22 protein-coding genes are annotated in these 23,069 nt (G+C 71.7%); 9 read left to right on the top strand and 13 right to left on the bottom strand.

What is annotated here, in order from left to right:
- Positions 1–174 precede the first annotated feature (174 nt).
- On the top strand, positions 175–852 hold the full coding sequence (locus ACFRIC_RS10205) for a response regulator (RefSeq protein ID WP_382782297.1): 678 nt from the start codon (positions 175–177) through the stop codon (positions 850–852).
- A gap of 277 nt (positions 853–1,129) precedes the next feature.
- On the top strand, positions 1,130–2,341 hold the full coding sequence (locus tag ACFRIC_RS10200) for an exo-alpha-sialidase (protein ID WP_382782294.1): 1,212 nt from the start codon (positions 1,130–1,132) through the stop codon (positions 2,339–2,341).
- A gap of 14 nt (positions 2,342–2,355) precedes the next feature.
- On the opposite strand, the gene ACFRIC_RS10195 is transcribed toward ACFRIC_RS10200, so the two are convergent.
- Genes ACFRIC_RS10195 through ACFRIC_RS10175 form a run of 5 tightly spaced genes read right to left on the bottom strand, consistent with a single transcriptional unit; the run spans position 2,356 to position 8,938 of the window.
- Positions 2,356–3,291 carry a dihydrodipicolinate synthase family protein gene (locus ACFRIC_RS10195; RefSeq protein ID WP_382782291.1) on the bottom strand — a complete coding sequence of 312 codons (936 nt, stop codon included), beginning with the start codon at positions 3,289–3,291 and terminating at the stop codon, positions 2,356–2,358.
- Positions 3,288–4,358: an oligopeptide/dipeptide ABC transporter ATP-binding protein gene (locus ACFRIC_RS10190; RefSeq protein WP_382782288.1), complete on the bottom strand. Its 1,071-nt coding sequence runs from the start codon at positions 4,356–4,358 to the stop codon at positions 3,288–3,290. The genes ACFRIC_RS10195 and ACFRIC_RS10190 overlap by 4 nt, the downstream gene beginning before the upstream one ends.
- Positions 4,355–6,331: a dipeptide/oligopeptide/nickel ABC transporter permease/ATP-binding protein gene (locus ACFRIC_RS10185; protein ID WP_382782285.1), complete on the bottom strand. Its 1,977-nt coding sequence runs from the start codon at positions 6,329–6,331 to the stop codon at positions 4,355–4,357. Before ACFRIC_RS10185 ends, ACFRIC_RS10190 begins: the two co-directional genes overlap by 4 nt.
- Positions 6,328–7,290, bottom strand: a complete 963-nt coding sequence (locus tag ACFRIC_RS10180; RefSeq protein WP_382782283.1) for an ABC transporter permease — start codon at positions 7,288–7,290, stop codon at positions 6,328–6,330. Before ACFRIC_RS10180 ends, ACFRIC_RS10185 begins: the two co-directional genes overlap by 4 nt.
- 19 nt (positions 7,291–7,309) lie before the next feature.
- Positions 7,310–8,938, bottom strand: a complete 1,629-nt coding sequence (locus ACFRIC_RS10175) for an ABC transporter substrate-binding protein (RefSeq protein WP_382782281.1) — start codon at positions 8,936–8,938, stop codon at positions 7,310–7,312.
- Positions 8,939–9,207: 269 nt separating this feature from the next.
- Here ACFRIC_RS10175 and ACFRIC_RS10170 point away from each other — a divergent pair, with 269 nt between their 5' ends.
- From ACFRIC_RS10170 to ACFRIC_RS10145, 6 genes are all read left to right on the top strand, one after another.
- Positions 9,208–9,948 (top strand): FadR/GntR family transcriptional regulator, encoded by a 741-nt coding sequence (locus ACFRIC_RS10170; protein WP_382782764.1) that lies wholly within the window; start codon positions 9,208–9,210, stop codon positions 9,946–9,948.
- Positions 9,949–10,058: 110 nt separating this feature from the next.
- Entirely contained in the window at positions 10,059–10,544 is a 486-nt protein-coding gene (locus tag ACFRIC_RS10165) for a protein phosphatase (RefSeq protein WP_382782278.1), read from the top strand.
- 428 nt (positions 10,545–10,972) lie between these two features.
- A complete protein-coding gene (locus tag ACFRIC_RS10160) occupies positions 10,973–11,197 on the top strand; it encodes a hypothetical protein (protein ID WP_382782276.1) in 225 nt (74 codons plus the stop codon).
- 68 nt (positions 11,198–11,265) lie between these two features.
- On the top strand, positions 11,266–12,012 hold the full coding sequence (gene recO, locus ACFRIC_RS10155) for a DNA repair protein RecO (protein WP_382782272.1): 747 nt from the start codon (positions 11,266–11,268) through the stop codon (positions 12,010–12,012).
- Between the two features lie 113 nt (positions 12,013–12,125).
- Positions 12,126–12,971 carry an isoprenyl transferase gene (locus tag ACFRIC_RS10150; protein WP_382782270.1) on the top strand — a complete coding sequence of 282 codons (846 nt, stop codon included), beginning with the start codon at positions 12,126–12,128 and terminating at the stop codon, positions 12,969–12,971.
- Positions 12,972–13,045: 74 nt separating this feature from the next.
- Entirely contained in the window at positions 13,046–13,612 is a 567-nt protein-coding gene (locus tag ACFRIC_RS10145) for a hypothetical protein (protein WP_382782267.1), read from the top strand.
- A 22-nt stretch (positions 13,613–13,634) separates the two neighbouring features.
- On the opposite strand, the gene ACFRIC_RS10140 is transcribed toward ACFRIC_RS10145, so the two are convergent.
- From ACFRIC_RS10140 to ACFRIC_RS10125, 4 genes are read right to left on the bottom strand one after another with little or no spacing between them, the layout of a single operon-like run.
- The gene (locus tag ACFRIC_RS10140; protein ID WP_382782264.1) at positions 13,635–14,051 is read right to left on the bottom strand and encodes a Fur family transcriptional regulator; all 417 of its coding nucleotides are present in this window, start codon (positions 14,049–14,051) and stop codon (positions 13,635–13,637) included.
- Positions 14,052–14,110: 59 nt separating this feature from the next.
- Complete coding sequence (locus ACFRIC_RS10135) at positions 14,111–15,010, bottom strand: metal ABC transporter permease (RefSeq protein WP_382782261.1); 900 nt, start codon at positions 15,008–15,010, stop codon at positions 14,111–14,113.
- Positions 15,010–15,795, bottom strand: a complete 786-nt coding sequence (locus ACFRIC_RS10130) for a metal ABC transporter ATP-binding protein (protein WP_382782761.1) — start codon at positions 15,793–15,795, stop codon at positions 15,010–15,012. Before ACFRIC_RS10130 ends, ACFRIC_RS10135 begins: the two co-directional genes overlap by 1 nt.
- Complete coding sequence (locus tag ACFRIC_RS10125; RefSeq protein ID WP_382782258.1) at positions 15,795–16,757, bottom strand: metal ABC transporter substrate-binding protein; 963 nt, start codon at positions 16,755–16,757, stop codon at positions 15,795–15,797. Before ACFRIC_RS10125 ends, ACFRIC_RS10130 begins: the two co-directional genes overlap by 1 nt.
- 197 nt (positions 16,758–16,954) lie before the next feature.
- On the opposite strand from ACFRIC_RS10125, the gene ACFRIC_RS10120 reads away from it, so the two are divergent.
- Positions 16,955–18,337, top strand: coding sequence for a glycine--tRNA ligase (locus ACFRIC_RS10120; protein WP_382782255.1), 1,383 nt, complete (start codon positions 16,955–16,957; stop codon positions 18,335–18,337).
- Positions 18,338–18,465: 128 nt separating this feature from the next.
- Here ACFRIC_RS10120 and ACFRIC_RS10115 read toward each other — a convergent pair whose 3' ends face one another.
- The 4 genes from ACFRIC_RS10115 to ACFRIC_RS10100 form a co-directional block, all read right to left on the bottom strand.
- The gene (locus ACFRIC_RS10115; RefSeq protein WP_382782252.1) at positions 18,466–19,518 is read right to left on the bottom strand and encodes a chitinase; all 1,053 of its coding nucleotides are present in this window, start codon (positions 19,516–19,518) and stop codon (positions 18,466–18,468) included.
- 118 nt (positions 19,519–19,636) lie between these two features.
- Positions 19,637–19,843: a hypothetical protein gene (locus ACFRIC_RS10110; protein ID WP_037618679.1), complete on the bottom strand. Its 207-nt coding sequence runs from the start codon at positions 19,841–19,843 to the stop codon at positions 19,637–19,639.
- A gap of 116 nt (positions 19,844–19,959) precedes the next feature.
- The gene (locus ACFRIC_RS10105) at positions 19,960–21,360 is read right to left on the bottom strand and encodes a M14 family zinc carboxypeptidase (protein ID WP_382782249.1); all 1,401 of its coding nucleotides are present in this window, start codon (positions 21,358–21,360) and stop codon (positions 19,960–19,962) included.
- Between the two features lie 266 nt (positions 21,361–21,626).
- The gene (locus ACFRIC_RS10100) at positions 21,627–23,057 is read right to left on the bottom strand and encodes an MFS transporter (RefSeq protein ID WP_382782246.1); all 1,431 of its coding nucleotides are present in this window, start codon (positions 23,055–23,057) and stop codon (positions 21,627–21,629) included.
- Positions 23,058–23,069 lie beyond the last annotated feature (12 nt).

The raw sequence follows: 23,069 nt of genomic DNA, 5'->3' as shown, positions 1-23,069 counted from the left end.
CGTCCCCGGCCGTCCGGCGGTCCCGGACCAGCGACCCGACCCCGGACGTCGAGCGGTGCCCGACCGGGGACCGGAGCCTTCGTCCGTACGTGGCGCACGGGCCGTACGGGACGACCGTCACGCGTCCGGGGCCGGTCCCGGGCACGCGGCCGAGCCGGGCGAAGGCGGAATCCGATGACCATCCGTGTGGTCCTCGCCGACGACCAGAATCTCGTACGGGCCGCCTTCGCCATGCTCGTCGAGTCGGCCCGGGACATGGAGGTCGTCGGGCAGGCGGCCACCGGCCGGGAGGCCGTCGAGCTGGCCCGCGCCGCGCGCGCCGACCTGGTCGTGATGGACATCCGCATGCCCGACCTGGACGGCATCGAGGCCACCCGGCTCATCGCGGCCGACGAGGACCTCGCCGGGGTCAGGGTGCTCGTGCTCACCACGTACGACACCGACGAGCACATCGTGGAGGCGCTGCGCGCGGGCGCCTCCGGCTTCCTGGTGAAGGACACCCGGCCCGCCGACCTCCTCGACGCGATCCGCACCGTGGCCGCCGGGGACGCGCTGCTCTCGCCGGGTCCCACCGCCCGCCTGGTCGCCCGCTTCCTGCGCGCCCCCTCCGTCCCGGCGCTCGCGGCGGGCGGCCCCGAAGGGCTCTCCGATCGCGAGCGCGAGGTGCTCACCCTCGTCGCACGCGGCCTCAACAACACCGAGATCGCGGCGGCGTTGGGGCTCAGCCCGCTCACCGCGAAGACCCACGTCAGCCGCATCATGGGCAAGCTGGGCGCCCGCGACCGGACCCAGCTCGTCATCGTGGCGTACGAGTCGGGCCTGGTGACCCCCGGAGACATGGGCCGCGCCTGACCCGGCGGCGCCCGAAAGCAGCGGTGGAGGGCCCGCCTCGCGCCTGCCCCGAAGGCGGCCGAAAGCCCGCCTCGCGCCGACCCGGGAGACGGCCGAAAGCCCGGACCGCCCGGCCCCGCGGCAGCCGAAAGCCCGGCCGGAGCGAACTGATGTCCCATCAGCATGCCCTGAAAGCACGGGTATTGCCGAGGCCCCCTGGGCACATTAGGTTCACCGGGACATCCCACGTCCCACGTCGTTCCATGCCCGATGCAGTCGACGTAGTCCAGGGAGTGTCATGACCAGCATGAGCCGCATGGTCGCGTTCGCCGCCACCGCCGGACTCCTCACCGCCCTCGCCGCCACCGGCCACCCCGCCTCGGCCGCGCCCCGTGGAGCCGGGGACTGCGCCTCCTCCGTCCCGTACACCGCGGGCCAGGACGGCTACGACACCTACCGCATCCCGGCCACCGTCACGACCAGAGCCGGCACCCTGCTCGCCTTCGCCGAGGGGCGGCACAGCGGCGCGGGCGACACCGGCAACATCGACGTCGTCCTCAGGCGCTCCTTCGACGGCGGCTGCACCTGGAGCCCGATGCGGGTCGTCGCCTCCGGGAACGGCGACACCCGCGGCAACCCGGCGCCGGTGGTGGACCCCAGGACCGGCCGGATCGTCCTGCTCACCTCGTACAACAGCGGTGCGGTGACCGAGGCGCAGATCATGCGCGGCGAGGTCACGGCGCAGCAGAGCCGGCGCGTCTTCGTCCAGACGAGCCGTGACGACGGGCGGCACTTCACCGCCCCGCGGGACATCACGGACCAGACGAAGCTGCCGGGCTGGCGCTGGTACGCCACCGGGCCCGGCCACGCGATCGCACTGCGCCACGGACCGCACGCGGGACGCCTGGTCGTGCCCGCCAACCATTCCGCCGCCCCGCCCGCCGGGTCCACGGACACCGGCCAGGAGGCCAGGTACTACGGGGCGCACGCGCTCTACAGCGACGACGGCGGGCGCACCTGGCGGCTGGGCTTCGTCGACGACTCGTACGACGGCATCGACAACGCCAACGAGAGCTCGGTGGCCGAACTGCCCGACGGCAGGCTCTACTTCACCTCGCGCGACCAGAACGGCACGAGCACCGGCAACCGCCTCGACTCCTACTCCAGCGACGGCGCCGAGACCCTGGACCGCCCCTTCGCCGTCCAGCCCGACCTGAACGACGTGCCTGTCGTCCAGGGCAGCGTCCTCCAGCTCACCGGCCGTTTCGCCCCGCTCCTCTTCTCGGGCCCCTCCGTCCCCACGGTCCGCAGTTCCATGGCCGTCTGGCGCAGCACGACCGCCGGCGCGGACTTCGACAAGGCGGTCACGCTGTCCATGCGGCGGGCCGCCTACTCGGACCTCGTCCAGCTCGGCCACTCCCGGGTCGGCATCCTCTACGAGACCGGCGACGCGGGACCGTACGAGACCATCGAGTTCCGGCGGCTGCCGCTGAGCGGGCTGCTCGGGTAAGGACGGGCTCCGGCTCAGAGCAGTCCCGCCGAAGCCAGGTACTTCCCCACGCGTTCGACCTCGCCCGGAGACAGCGGCACCTGGGGTTCCGCTGTCGCGGCGCAGTCGATGACGCCCCGCAGGGACAGCGCGGCCTTGAAGGCGCCGAGCGCCGAGGAACTGCCGCCCATCCGGGCCGGGTCGCCGACGTCCACCAGCCCGAACAGCTCGCAGAGCCGTTCCTGCTCCGCCCGCGCCCGCTGCCAGTCGCCCGCCGCGCACAGCTCGTACAGCCGTACGTAGCCCACCGGGTCCACGTTGGCCAGACCGGGGACCACGCCGTCCGCGCCGAGGGCCAGCGCCGAGTCGACGACCACCTCGGAGCCGGTGAGCGCGGTGAAGCCGCCGGCGCCGGGGCGGCTGCGGGCGCCGGTGACGACCGTGCGGAAGGCGCCGAGGTCGCCGCTGGAGTCCTTCAGGCCCGCCAGGACGCCGTCGGCGGCGAGTTCGAGGACCAGTTCGGGGCTCAGCTTGGTGTGGACGGAGGCGGGCAGGTCGTACGCGAACAGGGGGAGCGAGGCGCGGGCGGCGACGACACGGAAGTGCCGGGCGATCTCCGCGGGATGGGTGCGGGTGTAGAAGGGGGCCGTGACGACGATCGCGTCCGCGCCCGCGGCACGGGCGGCGCGCGCGTGGTCCAGGACGCGGGGCGTCGTCATGTCGATGGCGCCGGCCAGGACGGGGAGCTGACCGGCGACGTGCGCCACCGTCGTCTCCACCACCCGTGCGCGCTGCGCGTCCGTCAGATAGGCGACCTCGGACGTCGAGCCGAGGACGAACAGGCCGTGCACCCCGGCGTTCACGAGGTGGTCGATCAGCCGGGTGAGCGACGGGACGTCCACCTCGCGGTCCGGTGTCAGGGGCGTGCAGACGGGCGGTACGACACCGGTCAGCGGGGCGGGGAAGGTCATGAAGGCTCCCGGATGTGCTGCTGGAACGGAACGTCGGCCAGGGCGGCGGACTCGGCCTGCGCGACGAGGGTGCGCGTCGACCGGCCCTCCTCCACAGGATGGTGGCACCGGAAGCGGTGGCCGGGTGCCGACGCGGCCGTGAAGTCCGGCATCCGGGTCGCGCATTCCGTGTCCGCCTTCCAGCAGCGGGTGCGGAAGGGGCAGCCGCTCGGCGGGCGCGTCGCCGAGGGGACGGGTCCGGTCAGCGGGATCGGCTCGATGGGTTCCAGCAGGCCCGGGGTCGCCGAGAACAGCGCCCGGGTGTACGGGTGACGGGAGCCGTCGGTGACCTCGCCCGCCGGGGACTCCTCGACGATCCGGCCGAGGTACATCGTGATCACCCGGTCGCTCATCCGGCGCACCGTCTGGATGTCGTGGGACACGAACACCAGCGCCAGACCGAGGCGTTCCTTCAGGTCCAGCAGGAGATTGAGGATCTGCGCGCGCACCGACACGTCCAGCGCGCTCGTCGGCTCGTCGGCCACCACCAGACCGGGGTCCAGGGCCAGGGCGCGGGCGATCGCCACCCGCTGGCGCTGGCCGCCCGAGAGCTGGCCCGGCAGCGCGTCCGCGAGCGCCCGGGGCAGGCCGACCAGGGACATCAGCTCCCGCACCCGCGCGTCCCGATCGGCCGCCCTGCCGCGCCGGTGCACGTCCAGCGGGTCGCGCAGGATCCGGCGCACGGGCAGCCGCCGGTTCAGCGCCGTCGACGGGTCCTGGAAGATCATGCCCGTGCCGGCCCCGACGGCCGTGCGCCGCTCGTCCGGCTTCAGGGACCACAGGTCACGGCCGCCGAACGTCACCGTCCCGGACGTCGGCCGCTGCACCCCCACCAGCACCTTCGCGAGCGTCGACTTGCCGCAGCCCGACTCGCCGACGACGCCGATCGTCTCGCCGGGCGCGACGGTCAGATCGGCGCCCGTCAGCGCGTACACCCGGTCGCGGGTGAACACACCGCCGCTGCGCGCCTTGTGGACGACATGCGTGTCGGTGAGCCGGACGAGCGGGTCCACCGGGGATGAACTCATGTCACGGCCTCGTTCTCCGTCGTCACCAGGTCGACGGCCGGGTGGTGGCAGGCCGCCGTGTGCGTGGGCGTGCCGAGGAGGTCCGGCGCCGTCGCCCGGCACACCTCGTCGGCCATCGGGCACCGGTCGGCGAACCGGCAGCCGGCCGGGAAGTCGGCGGGGGAGGGGACGACCCCCCTGATCTGCGTCATGCGCTCGGCCGCCGACTCCAGGGACAGGACACTGCCCAGCAGCCCCCGCGTGTAGTGGTGGGCGGGGGACTCCACCAGGTCCGCCGTCACCCCGGTCTCGACGATCTGGCCGCCGTACATCACGACCACCCGGTCGGTGACCGCCGAGATCAGCGCCAGGTCGTGCGAGACGAGGACCAGGGCGAAGTCCAGTTCCGCCCGCAGCCGCAGCAGCAGCTCCATGACCTGCGCCTGCACGGTCACGTCCAGGGCCGTCGTCGGCTCGTCCGCGACGATCAGCGCGGGTTCACGGGACAGCGCCATCGCGATCAGCACCCGCTGGCGCTGACCCCCGGAGAGTTCGTGGGGGTAGCTGCGCAGGGTCCGCTCGGGGTCGAGACCGACCAGGGCGAGGAGTTCGGCCGCCGTGCGCCTGCCACCCCGCCGTATCACCTGCTTGAGCTGCGCCCTGATCGTCATCGCCGGGTTCAGGGACGACAGCGCGTCCTGGTAGACCATCGCCATCTCGTGGCCCAGCAGCCGGCGCCGTACCCGCATCGGCTCGCCGACCAACTGCCGCTGCCGGAACCGCACCTGGCCGCGCACCCGGGCGCCCTTGGGCTCCAGGCCCATCACGGTCAGGGCCGTGAGCGACTTCCCGCAGCCCGACTCGCCCACCAGGCCCAGGACTTCACCGGGGTGGACCTCGAAGCTGATGCCGTCCACGATGTCCACACCGCCGTGCCGGTCGTCGAAGCCGATGGCCAGCCGTTCGACGGCGAGAACGGGCTGCCCGTCCGTGACGGGCGGCCGGGCCCGCGCGCGCAGCCGGGCCGCGGCCCGCGCCAGACCGGGCAGTTCGACGACCGTGCCGCTGCCCGGCTCCGGGGCCTCCAGCCGGTCCTCGGCGGGCGGTACCGACACCTCGCGGGCGGCCGGCGCGGCCCACGCGTCGGAGACGCCCTCGGAGAGGATGTTCAGCGACAGCACGGTGACCAGCATCAGCATGCCGGGGAAGACGGTGGCCCACCAGCCGCCGGTCAGCACCATGTTCTTGCCGTCGGCGATGACACTGCCCCAGGACGGGTCCGGGGGCCGCACGCCCGCGCCGATGAAGGACAGCGAGGCCTCGAACACGATCGCCTCGGCGACCTGCACGGTGCAGAACACCAGGACCGGGGCGGCGCAGTTGACGGCCACGTGCCGGAGCACGATGTGCGGGGTGCGGGCGCCGATCACCTGCTCGGCGGTGACGTAGTCCTCGCCGTACTGGTCGAGCACGTTCGCCCGGACGACCCGGGCCACGGGCGGGGTGAACAGGAACGCGATCGCGCAGATCAGCACGGTGATGCCGCCGCCGAAGACGGCGACGAGCACGGCGGCGAGCGCGATGCCGGGGAACGCCATGACCACGTCCAGGCAGCGCATCAGCGTCTCGTCGACCGCCTTGCGCGAGGTCGCGGCGAGCGCGCCGAGCAGCGCGCCCACGACCAGGGCGAGCGCGGTGGCGCCGAGGCCGATGGCCAGGGACCAGCGGGCCCCGTACATCAGCCGGCTGAGAATGTCCCGGCCGAGGCTGTCCTGCCCCATCCAGTGGTCCGCCGACGGATGGCCGGTGCCGTCCGTCTGCGGCTGCTGGTCGAGCGGGTCGTGCGGGGCGAGCAGCGGGGCGAACACCGCCACCAGGAGGACCACGGCCAGGAAGCAGACCGCGATCCTCGACAGCGGCGGCAGTCTGCGCCAGCCGCGCAGCCGGACGCCGGGCCGGGCGAGGGCCCCCGCGAGTTCCTTCCGCGTGATCACCGGGTCGCCTCCCTCAGTCGTGGGTTGACCAGCAGATACAGGATGTCGATGACGAGGTTCACGATCACGAAGCCGAACGCGGTGGTCAGGACGACGCCCTGCACGACGGCCGGGTCGCCGTTCTGCACGGCGTCGATCATCAGCTTGCCCATGCCGGGCAGCGAGAAGATCGTCTCGATGACGACCGCCCCGCCCAGCAGATAGCCGACCCGCAGCCCCAGCACGGTGAGCGGGTTCATCAGGGCGTTGCGCAGGACGTTGCGGCCGACGACCACCCGGGGCGGCAGCCCGCTGCCGATCGCGGTGCGCACGTAGTCCTTGTCGAGCTCCTCGACCACGGACGTCCGGACGATCCGGGTGAGCTGGGCCGCGACCGGCAGGGAGAGCGCGAGCGCCGGGAGCGCCATGGTCTTCAGCCAGCCGGTCAGCGAGTCGGCCGGGTTGATGTAGCCGCCGGTCGGGAACCAGCCCTGGTCGACGGCGAGGTACTGGATCATCAGCAGGGCCAGCCAGAAGCCCGGTGCGGCGACCCCGGTCAGGGACACCACCCGGATGATCTGGTCGGGCAGCCGGTCCCGGTGGATCGCGGCCGTGACGCCGCCGAGCAGCGCCAGCACCACCGCGATGCCGAGCCCCAGGAAGGTGAGCTGGAGGGTGAGCGGCAGCGCGGTGGTGACCTGTTCGACGACCGGTGCCCTGGTCAGGGCGCTGGTGCCCATGTCTCCGTGCAGCAGGTCTCCCACGAAGTGGAAGTAGCGCACGGGCAGCGGATCGAGCAGCCCGTTCCGCTCTCTGAAGTCGTGCAGTTGCTGCGGGGTCGGATTGGCGCCCTGGAAGAACGCGGACGCCGGATCGACGTCCGAGAACCGCATCACCAGGAACACGAACAGGACGATCCCGAGCATCAGCGGCACGAGCAGCGCGACGCGGCGCAGCAGGATCCTGACGATGGCGACCACGTACGGACTCCCCTGTCGCCTAGACCCACTTGGCTTGCAGCAGGTTGATGCCCGGATAGGGCTGGGGCCTTATCCCCGCGAGCCGGCGCGGATTCCACGCCGTCATCAGCTCGTTGTGCACGACCGGGTAGAGCACGGCCTGTTCGGCGACGACGTCGATGTAGTCCTGGATCATCGTCCTCTTCTTGTCGGCGTCCGGTTCCTGGGTCGCCCGGTCCATGTCCTTGAAGAGCTGCTTCGCGACGGGGTCGCCGGCCCAGCGGGCGTAGCCCATCCAGAGGTTCTGGGGGCCGTAGTTGTAGTGCATGATCAGGTCGGCGTCGAGGCCGAACTGGTTGGGGTTCGAGGCGGCCGCGACGACCTGGTAGTCCTGCTTCTGGTCCATCTTGGTGAACACGGCCGTGGTCTCCTGCGGGGACAGCGTCGTCTCCACGCCGATCGCGTCCCAGGACGCCTTGACGGTCGGCAGGCAGTCGACGATCCAGCTCACGTTCACCGACAGGATCTCGATCTTCAGCCCCTTGACCCCGGCCTCCTTCAGGAGCTTCTTCGCCTTCTCCGGGTCGTACGAGTAGACGGTCTTCGCGGGCCGGTAGGAGGGGTTGGCCTCGTTGAGGAAGGAACTCGACGGCTTCCCGTGCCCCTTGAGCGCGACCTCGACCATCTTGTCGGTGTCGATGGCGTAGTGCAGGGCCTGACGGACGCGGACGTCGTCGAACGGCTTGTGCCGGGTGTTGAACATCAGGAACAGGTTGTTCATGCCGGCGCCGCCCTGGACGGTCATGCCGCCCTTGCGGAGCTGCGCGATGTTGGCGTACGGGATGTTGTCGGCGATCTGGGCCCCGGCGCTCGCCCCGGAGATCTTCGCGACGCGGGGCGCGGCGTCCACTATGGTCAGCCAGTTCATCTTCTTGAAGGCGGCCCTGCGCGGTCCGTTGTAGGCGGCGAACGCCTCGAACGTCGTGTTGGACTTCGGGTGGTGCGCGGTCTGCCGGTAGGGGCCCGAACCGACCGCCTTGCCCTTGATCGCGTCGTCCCAGGCGCCCGGCCGGGAGAAGACGTGCTTGGGCATGATCTTAGCCAGGGTGAGCCGGGAGATCCCTTCGGGGAAGGGGAACTTGAGGACCAGCTCGACGTTCTGCGCGTCGATCTTGCGGACCTCCTTCAGCCAGCTCGCGAAGAAGCCCTTGGCGAGGGTCTGGGTCTTCGGGTCGAGGATCCGGTCGAACACGAAGACCACGTCGTCGGCGGTCACCGGCTTCCCGTCGTGGAACGTGGCACCGGCGCGCAGCGTGAACTTCCAGGAGGTGCCGGTGAGGTCGGCGGGCACCTGGGTGGCGAGCGCGGCGTAGGGCTCGCGGGAGATCGGGTCGGTGTCGAGCAGGCCTTCGTAGACATGGTTGTTGGCGGCCATGCAGAAGGCGGACGCGGTCTGTGTCGGGTCCCAGCTTCCGTCGTTCCCGTAGCCGATCACGGCCGTCAGCGTGGCGTTCTGTCCGCTGCCCGAACCGCCGGTGTCGTTCGTCGACTCGGGCCCGGAGGAGCAGGCGCCGAGCGTCGAGGAGAGGGCGGCGGCCGCGCCCAGGGCCCCGGTGTACTTCAGGAACGACCGGCGGTGCGGCGCCGGAGTGGGGTTCACGTCGCGCACGGTTCCTCCAGCAAGGAGTGGTCCAGTTGAGCGGTCCGGTGAGGCGGTGGAGCGGTCGGTTCGCCGGCCCGGGACGCAGGAGATACGACGTCCTACGTCATGGGGGGCAGCGCGACCATAGGAGGGGGCGCGGAGGGGGTCAAGGGGCCGCACACGAATGGCGTATCTTCCACAGGTGCGACCAATGGCGGTATGAAACAGGGGCAGTTGGCCGAACTTGGCGTTTAATCAGCCCGGAGGTGGGACGTCCGATGTCCAGCGAGCGTACGATGCGGCGCATGCCTGAGGAGACCGGGAACCGGCGCAGGCCCGAGCGCCGGGTGAGCAGCCAGATCCAGCGCGAGGTCATGCAACTGATCCTCGACCAGGGGCTTCCGGCCGGTGCGCCGCTGCCCACCGAGACCGAGCTGATGAACGATCTCGGCGTGAGCCGCAACTCGGTCCGCGAGGCGCTCAAGGCCCTTCAGGCGCTCGACATAGTCGAGATCCGGCACGGCTACGGCACCTATGTGGGTGAGGCGTCCATGACGCCGTTCGTCGACGGACTGACCTTCCGCACGCTCGCCCGTCCGGACGATCCGACCGCGGCGCTGGCCGAGATCCTCCAGGTCCGTGAAGTGCTGGAGGAGGGGCTGATAAGCCGGGTGGCCCAGGTGCTGACCGAGGAGGAGCTGGACCGGCTCGAAGCCGTCGTCGCCGAGATGGAGACGGCGGGGGACGACGGCCGCTCCTTCCCCGAACTCGACAGCCGGTTCCACGAGTTGCTGTACGCATCGCTCGGCAACCCGCTCGTCCCCCAGTTGCTCGGCGCGTTCTGGACCGTCTTCCGGCGGGTCGCCGTCGTGCGCGGCTGGGCCGACGACATCACCCCGGAGGTCACGGCCCGCCGCCACCGCGACATCCTCACCGCCCTGCGGGTACGGGACGTCGAGGGCGCCCAGCGCGCGATGGCCGACCACTTCCGCGGCATCGAGGCCCGCGCCGCCCAGGGCTCCCGCGGCGTGAGCTGAAACGAACCCGCCTCCCGGCCTTCCTGCGCGCGTGCCCGCTGCTCCCGGACCTCCTGCTCCCGGGCCACCCGCCTCGGTTCTCCGCCCCCGGCGCGTCCTACGCTGCACCCATGGCCGACATCGACCCCGACTCCTCGCCGGGCTCCCCAGCCGACGGTGGCCTCTGGGACCCGGAAGGCGCGGGGGTGCTGTCCCTGCCCTCCGGCCGGCTGATCCGGGGCCGGGGGCTGCGCCGGCCGCTTCCTGACGACGGCGGTCCCGTGCCGGCGTACGCCGTGTACCTGCTCGGCGGACCGCCGCCCCCGGTCCCCTGGGAGGCCCACTGGCTGCGCTGGCCCGACTTCCGGCTGCCCGCCGACCGGGCGGAGGCCCGCGCGGTGCTCACGGAGGCCTGGCGGCGGGCGGCCGGCGAGCGCGTCGAGATCGCCTGCTTCGGCGGCCGGGGCCGCACCGGCACGGCCCTGGCATGCCTGGCCGTCCTCGACGGCGTACCGCCCCGGGAAGCGGTGGCGTACGTACGCCGGCACTACGACCGGCACGCGGTGGAGACGCCGTGGCAGCGCGCGTACGTACGCCGCTTCGGCGCGCGGAACTGATACGCGCGGCCTCCGCGAAGACGCCGTCCTCGTGAGCGGCGCGGGCACCTGGGGCGGGCGACGGAGTCGAACGAGGCGTCCGGCGGCGGGAGTTCGGCGCCGTCCGCACGCGGGACGGCGACCCGCCGGTCAGCGGTCGCGCGGTGTCCGTTCGGACCCGCCGGACGGCCACCGGAGACGAAAACCCGAGCTTCCACTTCCACTTGCGTGAAACCTGTGTCGTCCCTGCGTCGTTCCTGTTCTGAACGGCATGAGCACGAGCGCCTACGCACGGACGACAGCACGGACGCAAGCACGGAAGCACGCACGGACAGACCCACGTACACACGCCGGCCGACGGGGCGGCGGGACTCGGCGCACCGCGTCGAAGAGGCGGAGGAGACTGTGCAGCACTTACGGACGGCGACACGGCTCGCGGCGGCCCTGCGATGAAGGCGGCGCCGCCCCCGACCGGCTCCTGCGCCGTCGACACCCGCACGGGCAGGTTCGGCGTGGTCATGGGGCACGAGGGGCCGTACGTACAGCTCAGACCGCTCGGCGGCGGCAGGGAGTGGGACTGCAGGCCGGAGGCCGTCCGGCAGGCGACCCCGACGGAACGGATCAGCGCGGCGACCGCGTACGCCAACGCCCGCAGCCGCGGCGAGGTGCCGTGACGAGGGTCCCAGGAACAATGCGGTCCGACCGGGCCGGGTGGCGCGTGCCGTAGGCGAGAATGGGCCGCATGAGTCTGTTCCGCGACGACGGCATCGTGCTGCGCACCCAGAAGCTGGGTGAGGCGGACCGGATCATCACGCTGCTCACGCGCGGTCACGGCCGGGTACGCGCGGTGGCGCGCGGTGTCCGGCGGACCAAGTCGAAGTTCGGGGCGCGCCTCGAACCCTTCTCCCACGTGGACGTGCAGTTCTTCGCCCGGGGCAGTGAACTGATCGGCCGCGGGCTGCCCCTGTGCACCCAGAGCGAGACGATCGCTCCGTACGGTGGCGGGATCGTCACCGACTACCCGCGCTACACCGCGGGCACCGCGATGCTGGAGACCGCCGAGCGGTTCACCGACCACGAGGGCGAGCCCGCGGTGCAGCAGTATCTGCTGCTCGTCGGCGGGCTCCGCACCCTCGCCCGGGGCGAGCACGAACCGCACCTCGTCCTCGACGCCTTCCTGCTGCGCTCCCTCGCGGTCAACGGCTACGCGCCCAGCTTCAGCGACTGTGCCAAATGCGGCATGCCGGGACCGAACCGGTTCTTCTCGGTCGCGGCGGGAGGAACCGTCTGCGTCGACTGCCGGGTGCCCGGCAGCGTCGTACCCTCGCCTCAGGCCCTCGAACTCCTCGGCGCTCTGCTCACGGGAGACTGGGCGACCGCGGACGCGTGCGAGCCGCGGCACGTCCGGGAGGGCAGCGGGCTGGTGTCGGCCTATCTGCACTGGCATCTGGAGCGCGGACTGCGTTCCTTGCGGTACGTGGAGAAGTAGGCGCCGCGCCCGGGGGGTTCCGGGGCGGCGGAGGCGCGCGAGCGCGGCAGAGAACAACACGCACAACGAGACGGGCGCCCTGCGCACGCGAGCAAGAGGGAGACGAGAAGCACATGGTCGTACGCGGGATCCTGGGCGGTCGGCGCCGCGAGTACAAGGCACCGGAACCGCACCCCTCCGGTGCCCGCGCGCCCAAACTCCCCGGGGAGCTCGTCCCGAACCACGTGGCGATCGTCATGGACGGGAACGGCCGCTGGGCCAAGGAGCGCGGGCTGCCGCGCACCGAGGGGCACAAGGTCGGAGCCGAGCGCGTCCTCGACGTCCTCCAGGGCGCGGTCGAGGTCGGCGTCGGCAGCATCTCCCTCTACGCCTTCTCCACGGAGAACTGGAAGCGCTCGCCCGACGAGGTGCGCTTCCTGATGAACTTCAACCGCGACTTCATCCGCAAGACCCGCGACACCCTCGACGGCCTCGGCATCCGGGTGCGCTGGGTGGGCCGGATGCCCAAGCTGTGGAAGTCCGTCGCCAAGGAGCTCCAGATCGCCCAGGAGCAGACCAAGGACAACGACGCGCTCACGCTGTACTTCTGCATGAACTACGGCGGTCGCGCCGAGATCGCCGACGCGGCGCAGGCGCTGGCCGAGGACGTGAAGGCCGGCCGCCTCGACCCGTCCAAGGTCACCGAGAAGACCCTCCAGAAGTACATGTACTACCCGGACATGCCGGACGTGGACCTGTTCCTGCGCCCGAGCGGTGAGCAGCGCACCTCCAACTACCTGCTGTGGCAGAGCGCCTACGCCGAGATGGTCTTCCAGGACGTGCTGTGGCCCGACTTCGACCGGCGTGACCTGTGGCGGGCCTGCGTCGAGTACGCCCAGCGCGACCGCCGCTTCGGCGGCGCCGTCCCGAACGAGCAACTGCTCGCGATGGAGCAGGCCATGCGGGGCGACGGGTCCTGACACCCGCCGCCCGCGGGCGCGTTCGGATCCGGCGTTACGATCACGGCTCATCACCACCGAACTGGGGAGGGGCCGTGGTCGAGGATCAGGGCGCCGCGCGGCAGCAGGAGTCGCCGGAGCGGCCGCAGGGCGCCGGGGCGGACGTCGTCGAGCTGGAGTACACACCGGTCGTCGCGGACTTCAGGTCGGCGCTGCGGGCACGCGCCAAGGTCGCCAGGTCGGCCCGGATCCAGCGCGGGATGTTCGCTCTCGTGGGCTTCTTCGCCGTCATGGGGATCGTGGCCACGCTGATCAGCGGGGAAGCGCCGGACTTCGCGCTGATCTGGCTGCTGCTCTGCGCGGTTCTGGTCGCCTTCATGCCCCGGCTCATGGCCCGCCAGTTCCAGCGCCTCGCCCAGCGCCAGGGCACCTTCCGCGTGACCGTCACGGACACCGGGGTGACGGTCGCCACGGACAACGCCACCACGGACCTCAACTGGGTCGCGCAGCCCCGCTACCGGGAGACGGCGGACGTCTTCCTCATGATGAGCCCCGACAAGAACGCGAGCTGCTTCACCGTGCTGCCCAAGCGGGCCGTGCGCGCCCCCGGGGACGTGGACCGGCTGCGAGCGGTCCTCGACCGTCACCTGACCCGGGCCTGAGCCCCCGCGCCCCGCGAGGGGCTCAGGTGTTCGCCGACGCGCACTCCGCGCACGTACCGAAGATCTCCACGGTGTGCGCCACGTTCACGTAGCCGTGCTCCGCGGCGATGGCCTCCGCCCACTTCTCCACTGCGGGGCCCTCCACCTCCACGGCCTTGCCGCAGACGCGGCAGACGAGGTGGTGGTGGTGCTCGCCGGTGGAGCAGCGCCGGTAGACGGACTCGCCCTCCGAGGTGCGCAGCACGTCGACCTCGCCGGCGTCGGCGAGGGACTGGAGCGTGCGGTAGACGGTGGTGAGCCCGACCGAGTCGCCCTTGTGCTTGAGCATGTCGTGGAGCTCCTGCGCGCTGCGGAACTCGGTCACCTCGTCGAGTGCCGCCGCCACGGCGGCACGCTGCCGGGTGGAGCGGCCCCGGACGGGCGATCCAGCGGTTGTCACCGTTGCCTCCTCGCGGTCTGCGCTTGCCCGGCCATTGTGCCAGCCCGGGCAGGGCCCGGTCAGACGCCGACGGCGCTCTCCGGTCCGCGGGTGGCCGGAATCGCGCACTCCGCGGGATCCCCGGCGGCCTGCGCCGCGGCCGCGGCCCGGGCCCGGCGCCGCGCCAGCGGTGACGCCAGCGCCGTCAGCGCGATGAACGCGCCGATGGTCAGCAGCACGATGGTCGAGCCGGGCGGCACGTCCTGGTAGAACGACGTCACCGTGCCGCCGATCGTCACGCTCACCCCGATCGCCACGGCGACGGCGAAGGTCGCCGCGAAGCTGCGGGTGAGCTGCTGGGCCGCCGCGACCGGCACCACCATCAGCGCGCTCACCAGCAGCAGGCCGACCACGCGCATCGCGACGGTCACCGTGACCGCCGCCGTGACGGCCGTCAGCAGGTTCAGGGCCCGCACCGGCAGACCGGTCACCCGCGCGAACTCCTCGTCCTGGCTGACCGCGAACAACTGCCGGCGCAGCCCGAGCGTGACCACCAGGACGAAGGCGGCCAGCAGGAAGATCGCCGTCACGTCGGAGGCGCTCACCGTCGACAGCGAGCCGAAGAGGTACGAGGTCAGGTTGGCGGTCGAGCCGCCCGCGAGGCTGGTGAACATCACGCCGCCCGCCATGCCCCCGTAGAAGAGCATGGCCAGCGCGATGTCCCCGCGCGTCTTTCCGTACCAGCGGATCAGCTCCATGAGCACGGCGCCCAGCACGGACACGGCCGTCGCCATCCACACCGGTGACGTGTTGAGCAGGAAGCCGAGGCCGACGCCCGTCATCGCCACATGGCCGATGCCGTCGCCCATCAGGGCCTGACGGCGCTGGACGAGGTAGATGCCGACGGCGGGCGCGATGACGCCCACCAGGACGGCGGCGAGCAGCGCCCGCTGCATGAAGGCGTAGTCGAGGATGTCCATCAGCTGAGCAGTCCCGTCCGGAGGGGTTCGGCGTCGTGGGCCGCGTGCGGGTGTACGTGGTCGTGGCCGGGCAGGGCGTGCTGGCCGACCGCTCTCGGCGGCGGGCCGTCGTGCAGGACGCAGCCGTCCCGCAGCACGACCGCGCGGTCGATCAGCGGCTCCAGCGGGCCCAGCTCGTGCAGGACGAGCAGCACGGACGTGCCCTGGGCGACCTGGTCGCGCAGGGTGGCGGCCAGCACCTCCTGGCTGGCGAGGTCCACGCCCGCCATCGGCTCGTCCATGATCAGCAGTTCGGGTTCGGAGGCCAGCGCGCGGGCGATGAGGACCCGCTGGTGCTGTCCGCCCGACAGGGCGTTCACGGAGTCCTTGGCGCGGTCGGCCATCCCGACGAGCTCCAGGGCCCGTCGTACGGCCGCGTGGTCGGCCTTGCGCAGGATGCCGAGGCGGGCGCGCGAAAGCCGGCCCGAGACGACGATCTCGGTGACCGTCGCCGGCACGCCGCCCGCGGCCGTGGTCCGCTGCGGGACGTAGCCCACCCGGTGCCAGTCGCGGAAGCGGCGGCGCGGAACGCCGAAGATCTCGATCTCACCGGCGCTGACGGCGACCTGGCCGATGACGCTGCGCACGGCGGTCGACTTGCCGGAGCCGTTCGCGCCGAGCAGCGCGACGACCTCTCCGCGGCGCACGGTCAGGTCCATGCCGCGCAGGACCGGGCGCGAACCCAGCTCCGCCCGGACACCGCGCAGGGATACGACGGACTCGTTCACGGCGTCCTCCACAGTGATCACTTCGTTCCCAGAGCCGTCTGGAGGGCCTTCAGGTTCGACCTCATGACCTGCATGTAGTCGCTGCCCTTGGACTTGTCGGTGATGCCTTCGAGGGGGTCGAGGACGTCCGTCCGCAGCCCCACGTCCCGGGCGATCGTGCCGGCGGTCCGGTCGCTGACGAGCGTCTCGTAGAACACCGTCGTGACGCCGTCGGCCTTCGCCAGGTTCTCCAGGGCCTTCACCCGGTTCGCGCTGGGCTCCGATTCGGGGTCGAGGCCGTTGACGGCCTCCTCGGTGAGCCCGTAGCGCTCGGCGAGGTAGCCGAACGCGGCGTGGGTGGTGATGAAGGTCTTGGTCCTCGTGTTCGCGAGTCCGTCGCGGAAGTCCTCGTCCAGCGCGGTGAACTTCTTCCGCAGCGCGGCCATGTTCTTGTCGTAGTCCGCGGCGTGCTTCGGGTCGGCCTTCTTCAGCGCGGCCGACACGCCCTCGGCCACCTGGCCGAAGCGCACGGGGTCGAGCCAGACGTGCGGGTCGGCGGCTCCGGAGTCCTCGCCCTCGCTGTGGTCGTGCGCGGCGGCGTGCCCGCCGACCTCGTTGCCGTGCTTCTCCAGCGTGGTCAGCGCGGCCGCGTCGACCTTGATCCTCACGCCGGACTGGGCGACCGCGTCGTCGACGGCCGGCTGGAGGTTCTTGAGGTAGAACACCGCGTCGGCCTCCTGGAGCCGCGCGGTCTCGCGGGCGCTGATCTCCAGGTCGTGCGGTTCCTGGCCGGGCCGGGTCAGGTTCGTGACGCTCACGTGCGAGCCGCCGATCTCCTCGGCGAGGTACTGGAGCGGGTAGAACGACGCGACCACGTCGAGTCGGCCGTCGTTCCGGGCGTCGGCCGCCGCGGAACCCGAGCAGGCCGAGAGGGTGCCGAGGCCGAGGGCGGTGGCCGCCACGGCGGCGGACCCCGATATGAGGCGTCGTCGTACGTTCATGACAGTCATTTTCAACAAATCTGGAAACGATTGTCAACAAGCCCTCGTGACAGGGCCGGCGCGGGCTCCGGCAACGGGTATCAACTGGATCCAACCGGCAGGAAGCGGCCTACCGCGGGAACCGATTTGATGCGGGGGTGGGCGACGCCGGTAACCTGAAGCATTCGCTGCCGTCCGTTCGTAATGAAGAGAGCACCGTGGCCGCCGACAAGATCGATTCAATCGTCAGCCTGAGCAAGCGCCGTGGCTTCGTTTTCCCCTGTAGTGAGATCTACGGCGGACAGCGTGCCGCTTGGGACTACGGCCCGCTCGGCGTCGAACTCAAGGAGAACCTGAAGCGCCAGTGGTGGCGCTACATGGTCACGTCGCGCGAGGACGTGGTCGGTCTCGACTCGTCCGTGATCCTGGCCCCCGAGGTGTGGGTCGCCTCCGGTCACGTCGCCACCTTCACGGACCCGCTGACCGAGTGCACCTCGTGCCACAAGCGGTTCCGCGCCGACCACCTGGAGGAGCACTACGAGGCCAAGCACGGCCGCCTCCCGGAGAACGGCCTCGCCGACCTCAACTGCCCCAACTGCGGAAACAAGGGCACCTTCACCGAGCCCAAGCAGTTCTCGGGCCTGCTCTCCACCCACCTCGGCCCGACCCAGGACAGCGGCTCCGTCGCCTACCTGCGCCCCGAGACCGCCCAGGGCATCTTCACCAACTTCGCCAGCGTGCAGACCGCCTCGCGCAAGAAGCCGCCGTTCGGTATCGCCCAGATGGGCAAGTCCTTCCGCAACGAGATCACGCCCGGCAACTTCATCTTCCGCACGCGCGAGTTCGAGCAGATGGAGATGGAGTTCTTCGTCAAGCCGGGCGAGGACGAGCAGTGGCAGGAGTACTGGATGGAGCAGCGCTGGAACTGGTACACCGGTCTCGGCCTGCGCGAGGAGAACATGCGGTGGTACGAGCACCCGAAGGAGAAGCTCTCCCACTACTCCAAGCGCACCGCCGACATCGAGTACCGCTTCCAGTTCGGCGGCAACGAGTGGGGTGAGCTGGAGGGCGTCGCGAACCGCACCGACTACGACCTCGGCGCGCACTCCAAGGCCTCCGGCCAGGACCTCGCGTACTACGACCAGGAGGCCCAGGAGCGCTGGACCCCCTACGTCATCGAGCCCGCCGCCGGTGTCGGCCGCGCCATGCTCGCCTTCCTGCTCGACGCCTACGTCGAGGACGAGGCCCCGAACGCCAAGGGCAAGATGGAGAAGCGCACGGTGCTGCGTCTCGACCACCGCCTCGCCCCGGTGAAGGCCGCGGTCCTGCCGCTGTCCCGCAACGCGGACCTGTCCCCGAAGGCCAAGGGTCTCGCCGCGGCGCTGCGCCAGCACTGGAACATCGAGTTCGACGACGCCGGCGCCATCGGCCGCCGCTACCGCCGTCAGGACGAGATCGGCACGCCGTTCTGCGTCACCGTCGACTTCGACACCCTCGACGACAACGCCGTCACGGTGCGCGAGCGCGACTCGATGAAGCAGGAGCGTGTCTCGCTCGACCAGATCGAGGGCTACCTGGCCGCGCGTCTCGTCGGCTGCTGATCCAGGCACCGCACGCCGTGCGCGAAGCCCCCGTTTCCCGGCAGGGAGGCGGGGGCTTCGCGGTGTCCCGGACCATGGGGTGTCCGGGCGTTCTCTGACCGGGGCGGCCGTCCTTCGCCCCGGCGTCCTCAGCGGCCCTGGAGCGCCTTCACATTGTCGCCGAAGGTCCAGTTCTTCGAGCCGTCCCAGTTGACCGACCACGTCATCAGGCCCTTGAGGGAGGTGCCGTAGTGGCGCCAGGCCTGGGAGACGAGGCTCGGCGCCATGTAGCCGCCGCCCGCGCCTGACTGGGCCGGCAGCCCGGGGACCTGCTTGTCGTAGGGAACCCTGATGGTGGTCCCCTGCACCACGAGCCCCTTGTCGAGGCAGTCCGTCTGGGCGGTGAAGCCCTGGACGGTCCCCGCGGAGTAGGAGTCACCGGAGCAGCCGTACATGCTGCCGTTGTAGTACTGCATGTTCAGCCACCACAGACGCCCGTTGTCCGCGTACTTCTTCACGATGGGCAGGTACGCGCCCCAGATCGAGCCGTACGTGATGCTGCCGCCGGTGACGTAGGCGGTCTCCGGAGCCATCGTCAGCCCGAAGTTCGACGGCATCCGGGACAGCACCCCGTCGATGATCCGGATCAGGTTGGCCTGTGACGCGGAGAGTTGACCGATGCTGCCGCTGCCGACGAGCCCGGTCTCGATGTCGATGTCGATGCCGTCGAAGTTGTACTTCCGCAGGATGGGCACGATCGTCGCGACGAAACGGTCGGCGACCGCGGCCGAGCTCAGGTCGATGCCGGCGGCCGCCCCGCCGATGGACAGCAGGATCGTCTGCCCCGACGCCTTGGCCGCGCACATCTCGGCGGGCGTGGCGACCTTCACGCCCGTGTCCATGCCGTCCTCCCACAGCGCGGTGCCGTCCGAGCGGATGACGGGGAACGCCGCGTCGATCACGTTGTAGCCGTGCGCGGCGATACGGGAGTCGGTGATCGGCGTCCACCCGAAGGGCGGGTGCACGCCGTTGGCCGCGCCGTCCCAGTTCTCCCAGTACCCCTGGAGGACCTTTCCGGCGGGACGGGACTTCACGGCGCAGGTGTCCGCGGCGAAGGCGCCGGGGGCACCCGCGCCGGACAGTGGGACGAGAGCGGCCGCGGCCAGTGCCACGACGAGCAGACGCAGTCTCCGGCGCATCATGCGAGGCCTCCCGGTGGGGGTGCGGTGAGGTGTCGTAGGCATGACAGTCGCGCGGTCCAGACCTTTCGTCAATAGGTCTGGACCAAAGTGGCCGAAGGGTCGCTCCCGATACCGCGGTTCAGGCCTCTTTCGGGTCGACCGTCGCCTGGTGCTCCTCGGCCAGGTGTTCCTCGGCCTTCAGCCAGGGGAGGAACTGGGTGTTTTTGCGCCATCCGCACGTCTCGCACCGGATGGTGCGCTGGACGCCCGCCCGTTGCACGTGGACGGTGTGCTCGCGGCCGTGCTGGTCCCAGCGGCTCACTTTGCTCGTGTTGATCTGAAGCATGACACCTCCTGGTTCTCCCGCTTCGTCTGCGCAGCAAGGAGTGTGCAGCATGGTGAAGATCAACGGGGGTTCTTCGGCGGTGACTTCGGTGGGGCCGGGGGCGGTCGTGCCCGCGGTCACGAGGCGGCGAGGTGCCCCTCGGCGGCCTCGACGGCGGCCGTGGTGACGTTGACCTGGTGTTCTATCTGCCGGTCCACCGGAACCCACGTCGCCGTGAAGCTCGCCGAGTAGGCGGCGCACCAGCGCGCCACGAGGGCTTCCAGCTCGGTGCGTTGGGCCGCGGTCCCCGGCGCGGGCGCGTACTCCTCGAGGAGGCGCAGCAGCATGGCGGCGGCCCGGAGCGGGGTTCGCCGGGCGAAGCCCTCGATGCTGGCCGTGCGGGCCCGGGTGAGGCCGGGGAGCGGGGTGAACGACGGGTGCGCGGGGTCCCAGCTGTCGGCCAACGGGCCGCACACGCGCAGCGTTTCGGCCACGGCCCGGCGCATGCTGAAGGCCGGACCGGGGCCGGGGGCCGGGAGATGGGGGCGGGCCCGTTCGTAGTGGCCGCGGACGGTGTGGGCGTAGTCCCGCAGCCGGTCCGCCCAGTGCCGCAGCCGTTGTTCCGGGGCGGGATGGGGCGCGAGGTCGGCGAAACCGGCGGCGGCCCAGACCGGTACCTCCAGGACCGCGGTGACACCGCCGTGGGCGTGCGGGGCGAGCCAGGTGGAGCGGTGGGCGTTCTCCGGGAAGGCTGTGGGGCGTTCGGGCGCTCCGGGCGGCGGCAGGACGAAGACGCCGGGCGCGCTCGTGGGCCAGTGCAGGGCGTCCAGCGGGGCCCTCTCGACGGGGATGCCGAGCCGTTCCGCGGACGTGGCGAGGGTCCGGTCGAGACCCGGGACGTCCCGGGTGAGCTGGGCGAAGGTGCCGCCGATGTCCGTGCTGTGCAGGGAGATCTGGATGTAGGGCCGCAGTCTGCGGATGACGTCGAGCAGGGCGCGGCTCTCCGGCAGGAACCGCGGGCGGGGCAGCGCGGGGGCCCACTCGGGCTGTTCGTCGGCCGTCGGGCGGAAGAAGGACCGGTAGTGGCCGAACAGGGTGTCGGCCCGGTGCCCGCCTTCGTTGAGGCGTGCTCCGTCCGGGTCGAGGCACAGCACCAAGTGCCACACGGTGCCCGGCCGTTCGCCGCCCAGTGCCCGGTGGGCCAGCGCCAGGAGGGTGCCCCCGCCGACGTACTCGTTGGGGTGTGCGCCCGCGACCACGAGGGCGTGCCGTGGCCCGTTTCCGACGCTCAGCATCCGCAGCGGGAGTCCGTGCCGGGAGTGGCCGATGGTGCTCAGCCGGCACAGGCCGGGATGCTGGGCGGTCAGTGCCTCGGCGGTGCGGGTGACGTCGGCGGGCGTGGGATAGCTCAGTGTCCGGATGTGCTGTCGTCCCGGGTCTTTCTCCCGTCCGGCGCGCGCATCTTGATCTCGGCCACGGAGTCTCCTCGGATCGTGGATCGTGGATCGCGGGTAGGCCGGACGGAGACCACCGGCCATCGCCGGGCACGCTCCGTTCGACTTCGGTGCGACTCAGTACGACATGACGCACCACTGGTGTCAACAGCCCCTGAGGGGAAGCCGGCACCCTCATGGCCAGTGCATATGCCGGTGGCCGGGCGAAGGGCCCCGGGGGCTGGGCCGGGGGCCGGGTGGGAGTCCCCCGCGGCGGCGGGGCCGGGCACCGGTACGGGGTCGGGTACCGGTGCCCCGGCGGGTACGGCCGGTCCGTCGGCGCGTGGGGGCGAAGGCCCCGGCCCGCCGCCTCAGTTGATCCGGCGGGGCAGCCGCAGGCTCAGGGCCGTGGTCAGGGCCACGCCCGCCAACTGGGCCAGGAGGGTCGTCACCAGCGCGTCCCGCATGCCGTGGGACGGGACCAGGGACAGGAACAGCGTGCCGAGGGTGGCCACCCCGACGGCGAGTGCCGCCTGCTGGGTGGTGGCCATCACGCCACTGCCCACGCCGGCCCGCTCGGGCGGCACCTCGGAGAGGATGATCCGGATCAGGACGGGGAGCTGGAGCGCCTGGCCGGCTCCGGCGACGGCCGCTCCGGGTAGCAGTTCCACCACCCCGAGGTCCGGCCACGAGCGCCAGGCGGCCAGCGTGATGAGCCCCAGGCCCACCGCCTGGATCACCCCGCCCGCGGTCACGACCCGCGTCCCGAAGCGGGCGATCAGCCGGGGCCCGCACAGCGAGGTGACGAAGAAGACGACCGCCATGGGCGCGAGGGCCAGCCCCGCCGGGACCGGACCGAGCCCCTCGCCCCGCTGCAACGCCACCGCGATCACGAACATGAACCCGCTGAAGCCGATGGAGAACGGCACGATCATGATCAGGCCCCGGCGCAGCGAGGTCAGCTCGAACAGGCTCGGCGGCACCAGAGGGGTCCGGCCCTGCCGGTCCGCGCGGCGTTCGACGAGGTAGAAGGCGGCGACGGCCGGCGGGAACAGGGCCAGGGACACCCAGGTCCACAGCGGCCAGCCCGCGGCCCGGCCCTCGGTGAGCGGCGCGAGCAGCGCCAGCAGCGCGACCGCCAGCAGGACCGTGCCGGGGGCGTCGATCGGCTCCGGGCGCTGCGAGCGGGTCTCGGGGACGGCACGGCGGGCCAGGACGAGACCGAGCACGACGACGGGCACGTTCACGAGGAACACCGAGCGCCAGCCGGTGCCCGCGATGTCGGCCGCGACCAGCAGTCCGCCGAGGATCTGCCCGGCGACCATGGACAGCCCGGCCGTGGCGCCGTACAGACCCATCGCCTTGGCGCGGCGGGGCCCGGAGGTCGCCGACTGGATGGTGGCGAGGACCTGCGGCAGCATCGCCGCGGAGGCCGCGCCCTGGGCGACCCGCGCCGCCACCAGGGTCCACGCGGTGGGTGCGAGCCCGCAGGCGAGCGAGGTCAGGCCGAAGGCCGCCATGCCGCCGAGGAAGAGCCGGCGGCGCCCGAACAGGTCGCCGAGGCGACCACCGAGGACGAGCAGGACGGCGTACGCGACCCCGTAGCCGGCGACGACGAGTTCGAGGATCGCCTCGCTCGCGTGCAGGTCCTGCCCGATGGTCGGAAGGGCCACGTTGACGATGAAGAAGTCGATCAGGGGCAGTGCCGCGCCGAGCAGCACCGTGAAGAGTCCGAGGCCGCCGAGGGCGGGTGGCGCGGCGGGGGCGCGGACGGTGGTCGTGAGAGTTCCGGTTTCGGTCACGCCCTCCAGACT

Origin of the sequence: Streptomyces sp. NPDC056738 (genome assembly GCF_042790435.1) — a bacterium.
Classification (GTDB): Bacteria; Actinomycetota; Actinomycetes; order Streptomycetales; family Streptomycetaceae; genus Streptomyces.
Note: the sequence above shows the minus strand (reverse complement) of the source record. Positions and strands in the feature narration are given on the sequence as shown.

Coding starts and splice junctions, on each gene's coding strand:
- recO (WP_382782272.1), top strand. CDS start 11,266: ATGAGTCTGTTCCGCGACGACGGCATCGTGCTGCGCACCCAGAAGCTG.
- ACFRIC_RS10165 (WP_382782278.1), top strand. CDS start 10,059: ATGGCCGACATCGACCCCGACTCCTCGCCGGGCTCCCCAGCCGACGGT.
- ACFRIC_RS10170 (WP_382782764.1), top strand. CDS start 9,208: ATGCGGCGCATGCCTGAGGAGACCGGGAACCGGCGCAGGCCCGAGCGC.
- ACFRIC_RS10115 (WP_382782252.1), bottom strand. CDS start 19,518: ATGATGCGCCGGAGACTGCGTCTGCTCGTCGTGGCACTGGCCGCGGCC.
- ACFRIC_RS10195 (WP_382782291.1), bottom strand. CDS start 3,291: ATGACCTTCCCCGCCCCGCTGACCGGTGTCGTACCGCCCGTCTGCACG.
- ACFRIC_RS10110 (WP_037618679.1), bottom strand. CDS start 19,843: ATGCTTCAGATCAACACGAGCAAAGTGAGCCGCTGGGACCAGCACGGC.
- ACFRIC_RS10190 (WP_382782288.1), bottom strand. CDS start 4,358: ATGAGTTCATCCCCGGTGGACCCGCTCGTCCGGCTCACCGACACGCAT.
- ACFRIC_RS10150 (WP_382782270.1), top strand. CDS start 12,126: ATGGTCGTACGCGGGATCCTGGGCGGTCGGCGCCGCGAGTACAAGGCA.
- ACFRIC_RS10125 (WP_382782258.1), bottom strand. CDS start 16,757: ATGAACGTACGACGACGCCTCATATCGGGGTCCGCCGCCGTGGCGGCC.
- ACFRIC_RS10160 (WP_382782276.1), top strand. CDS start 10,973: ATGAAGGCGGCGCCGCCCCCGACCGGCTCCTGCGCCGTCGACACCCGC.
- ACFRIC_RS10105 (WP_382782249.1), bottom strand. CDS start 21,360: ATGGCCGGTGGTCTCCGTCCGGCCTACCCGCGATCCACGATCCACGAT.
- ACFRIC_RS10200 (WP_382782294.1), top strand. CDS start 1,130: ATGACCAGCATGAGCCGCATGGTCGCGTTCGCCGCCACCGCCGGACTC.
- ACFRIC_RS10205 (WP_382782297.1), top strand. CDS start 175: ATGACCATCCGTGTGGTCCTCGCCGACGACCAGAATCTCGTACGGGCC.
- ACFRIC_RS10135 (WP_382782261.1), bottom strand. CDS start 15,010: ATGGACATCCTCGACTACGCCTTCATGCAGCGGGCGCTGCTCGCCGCC.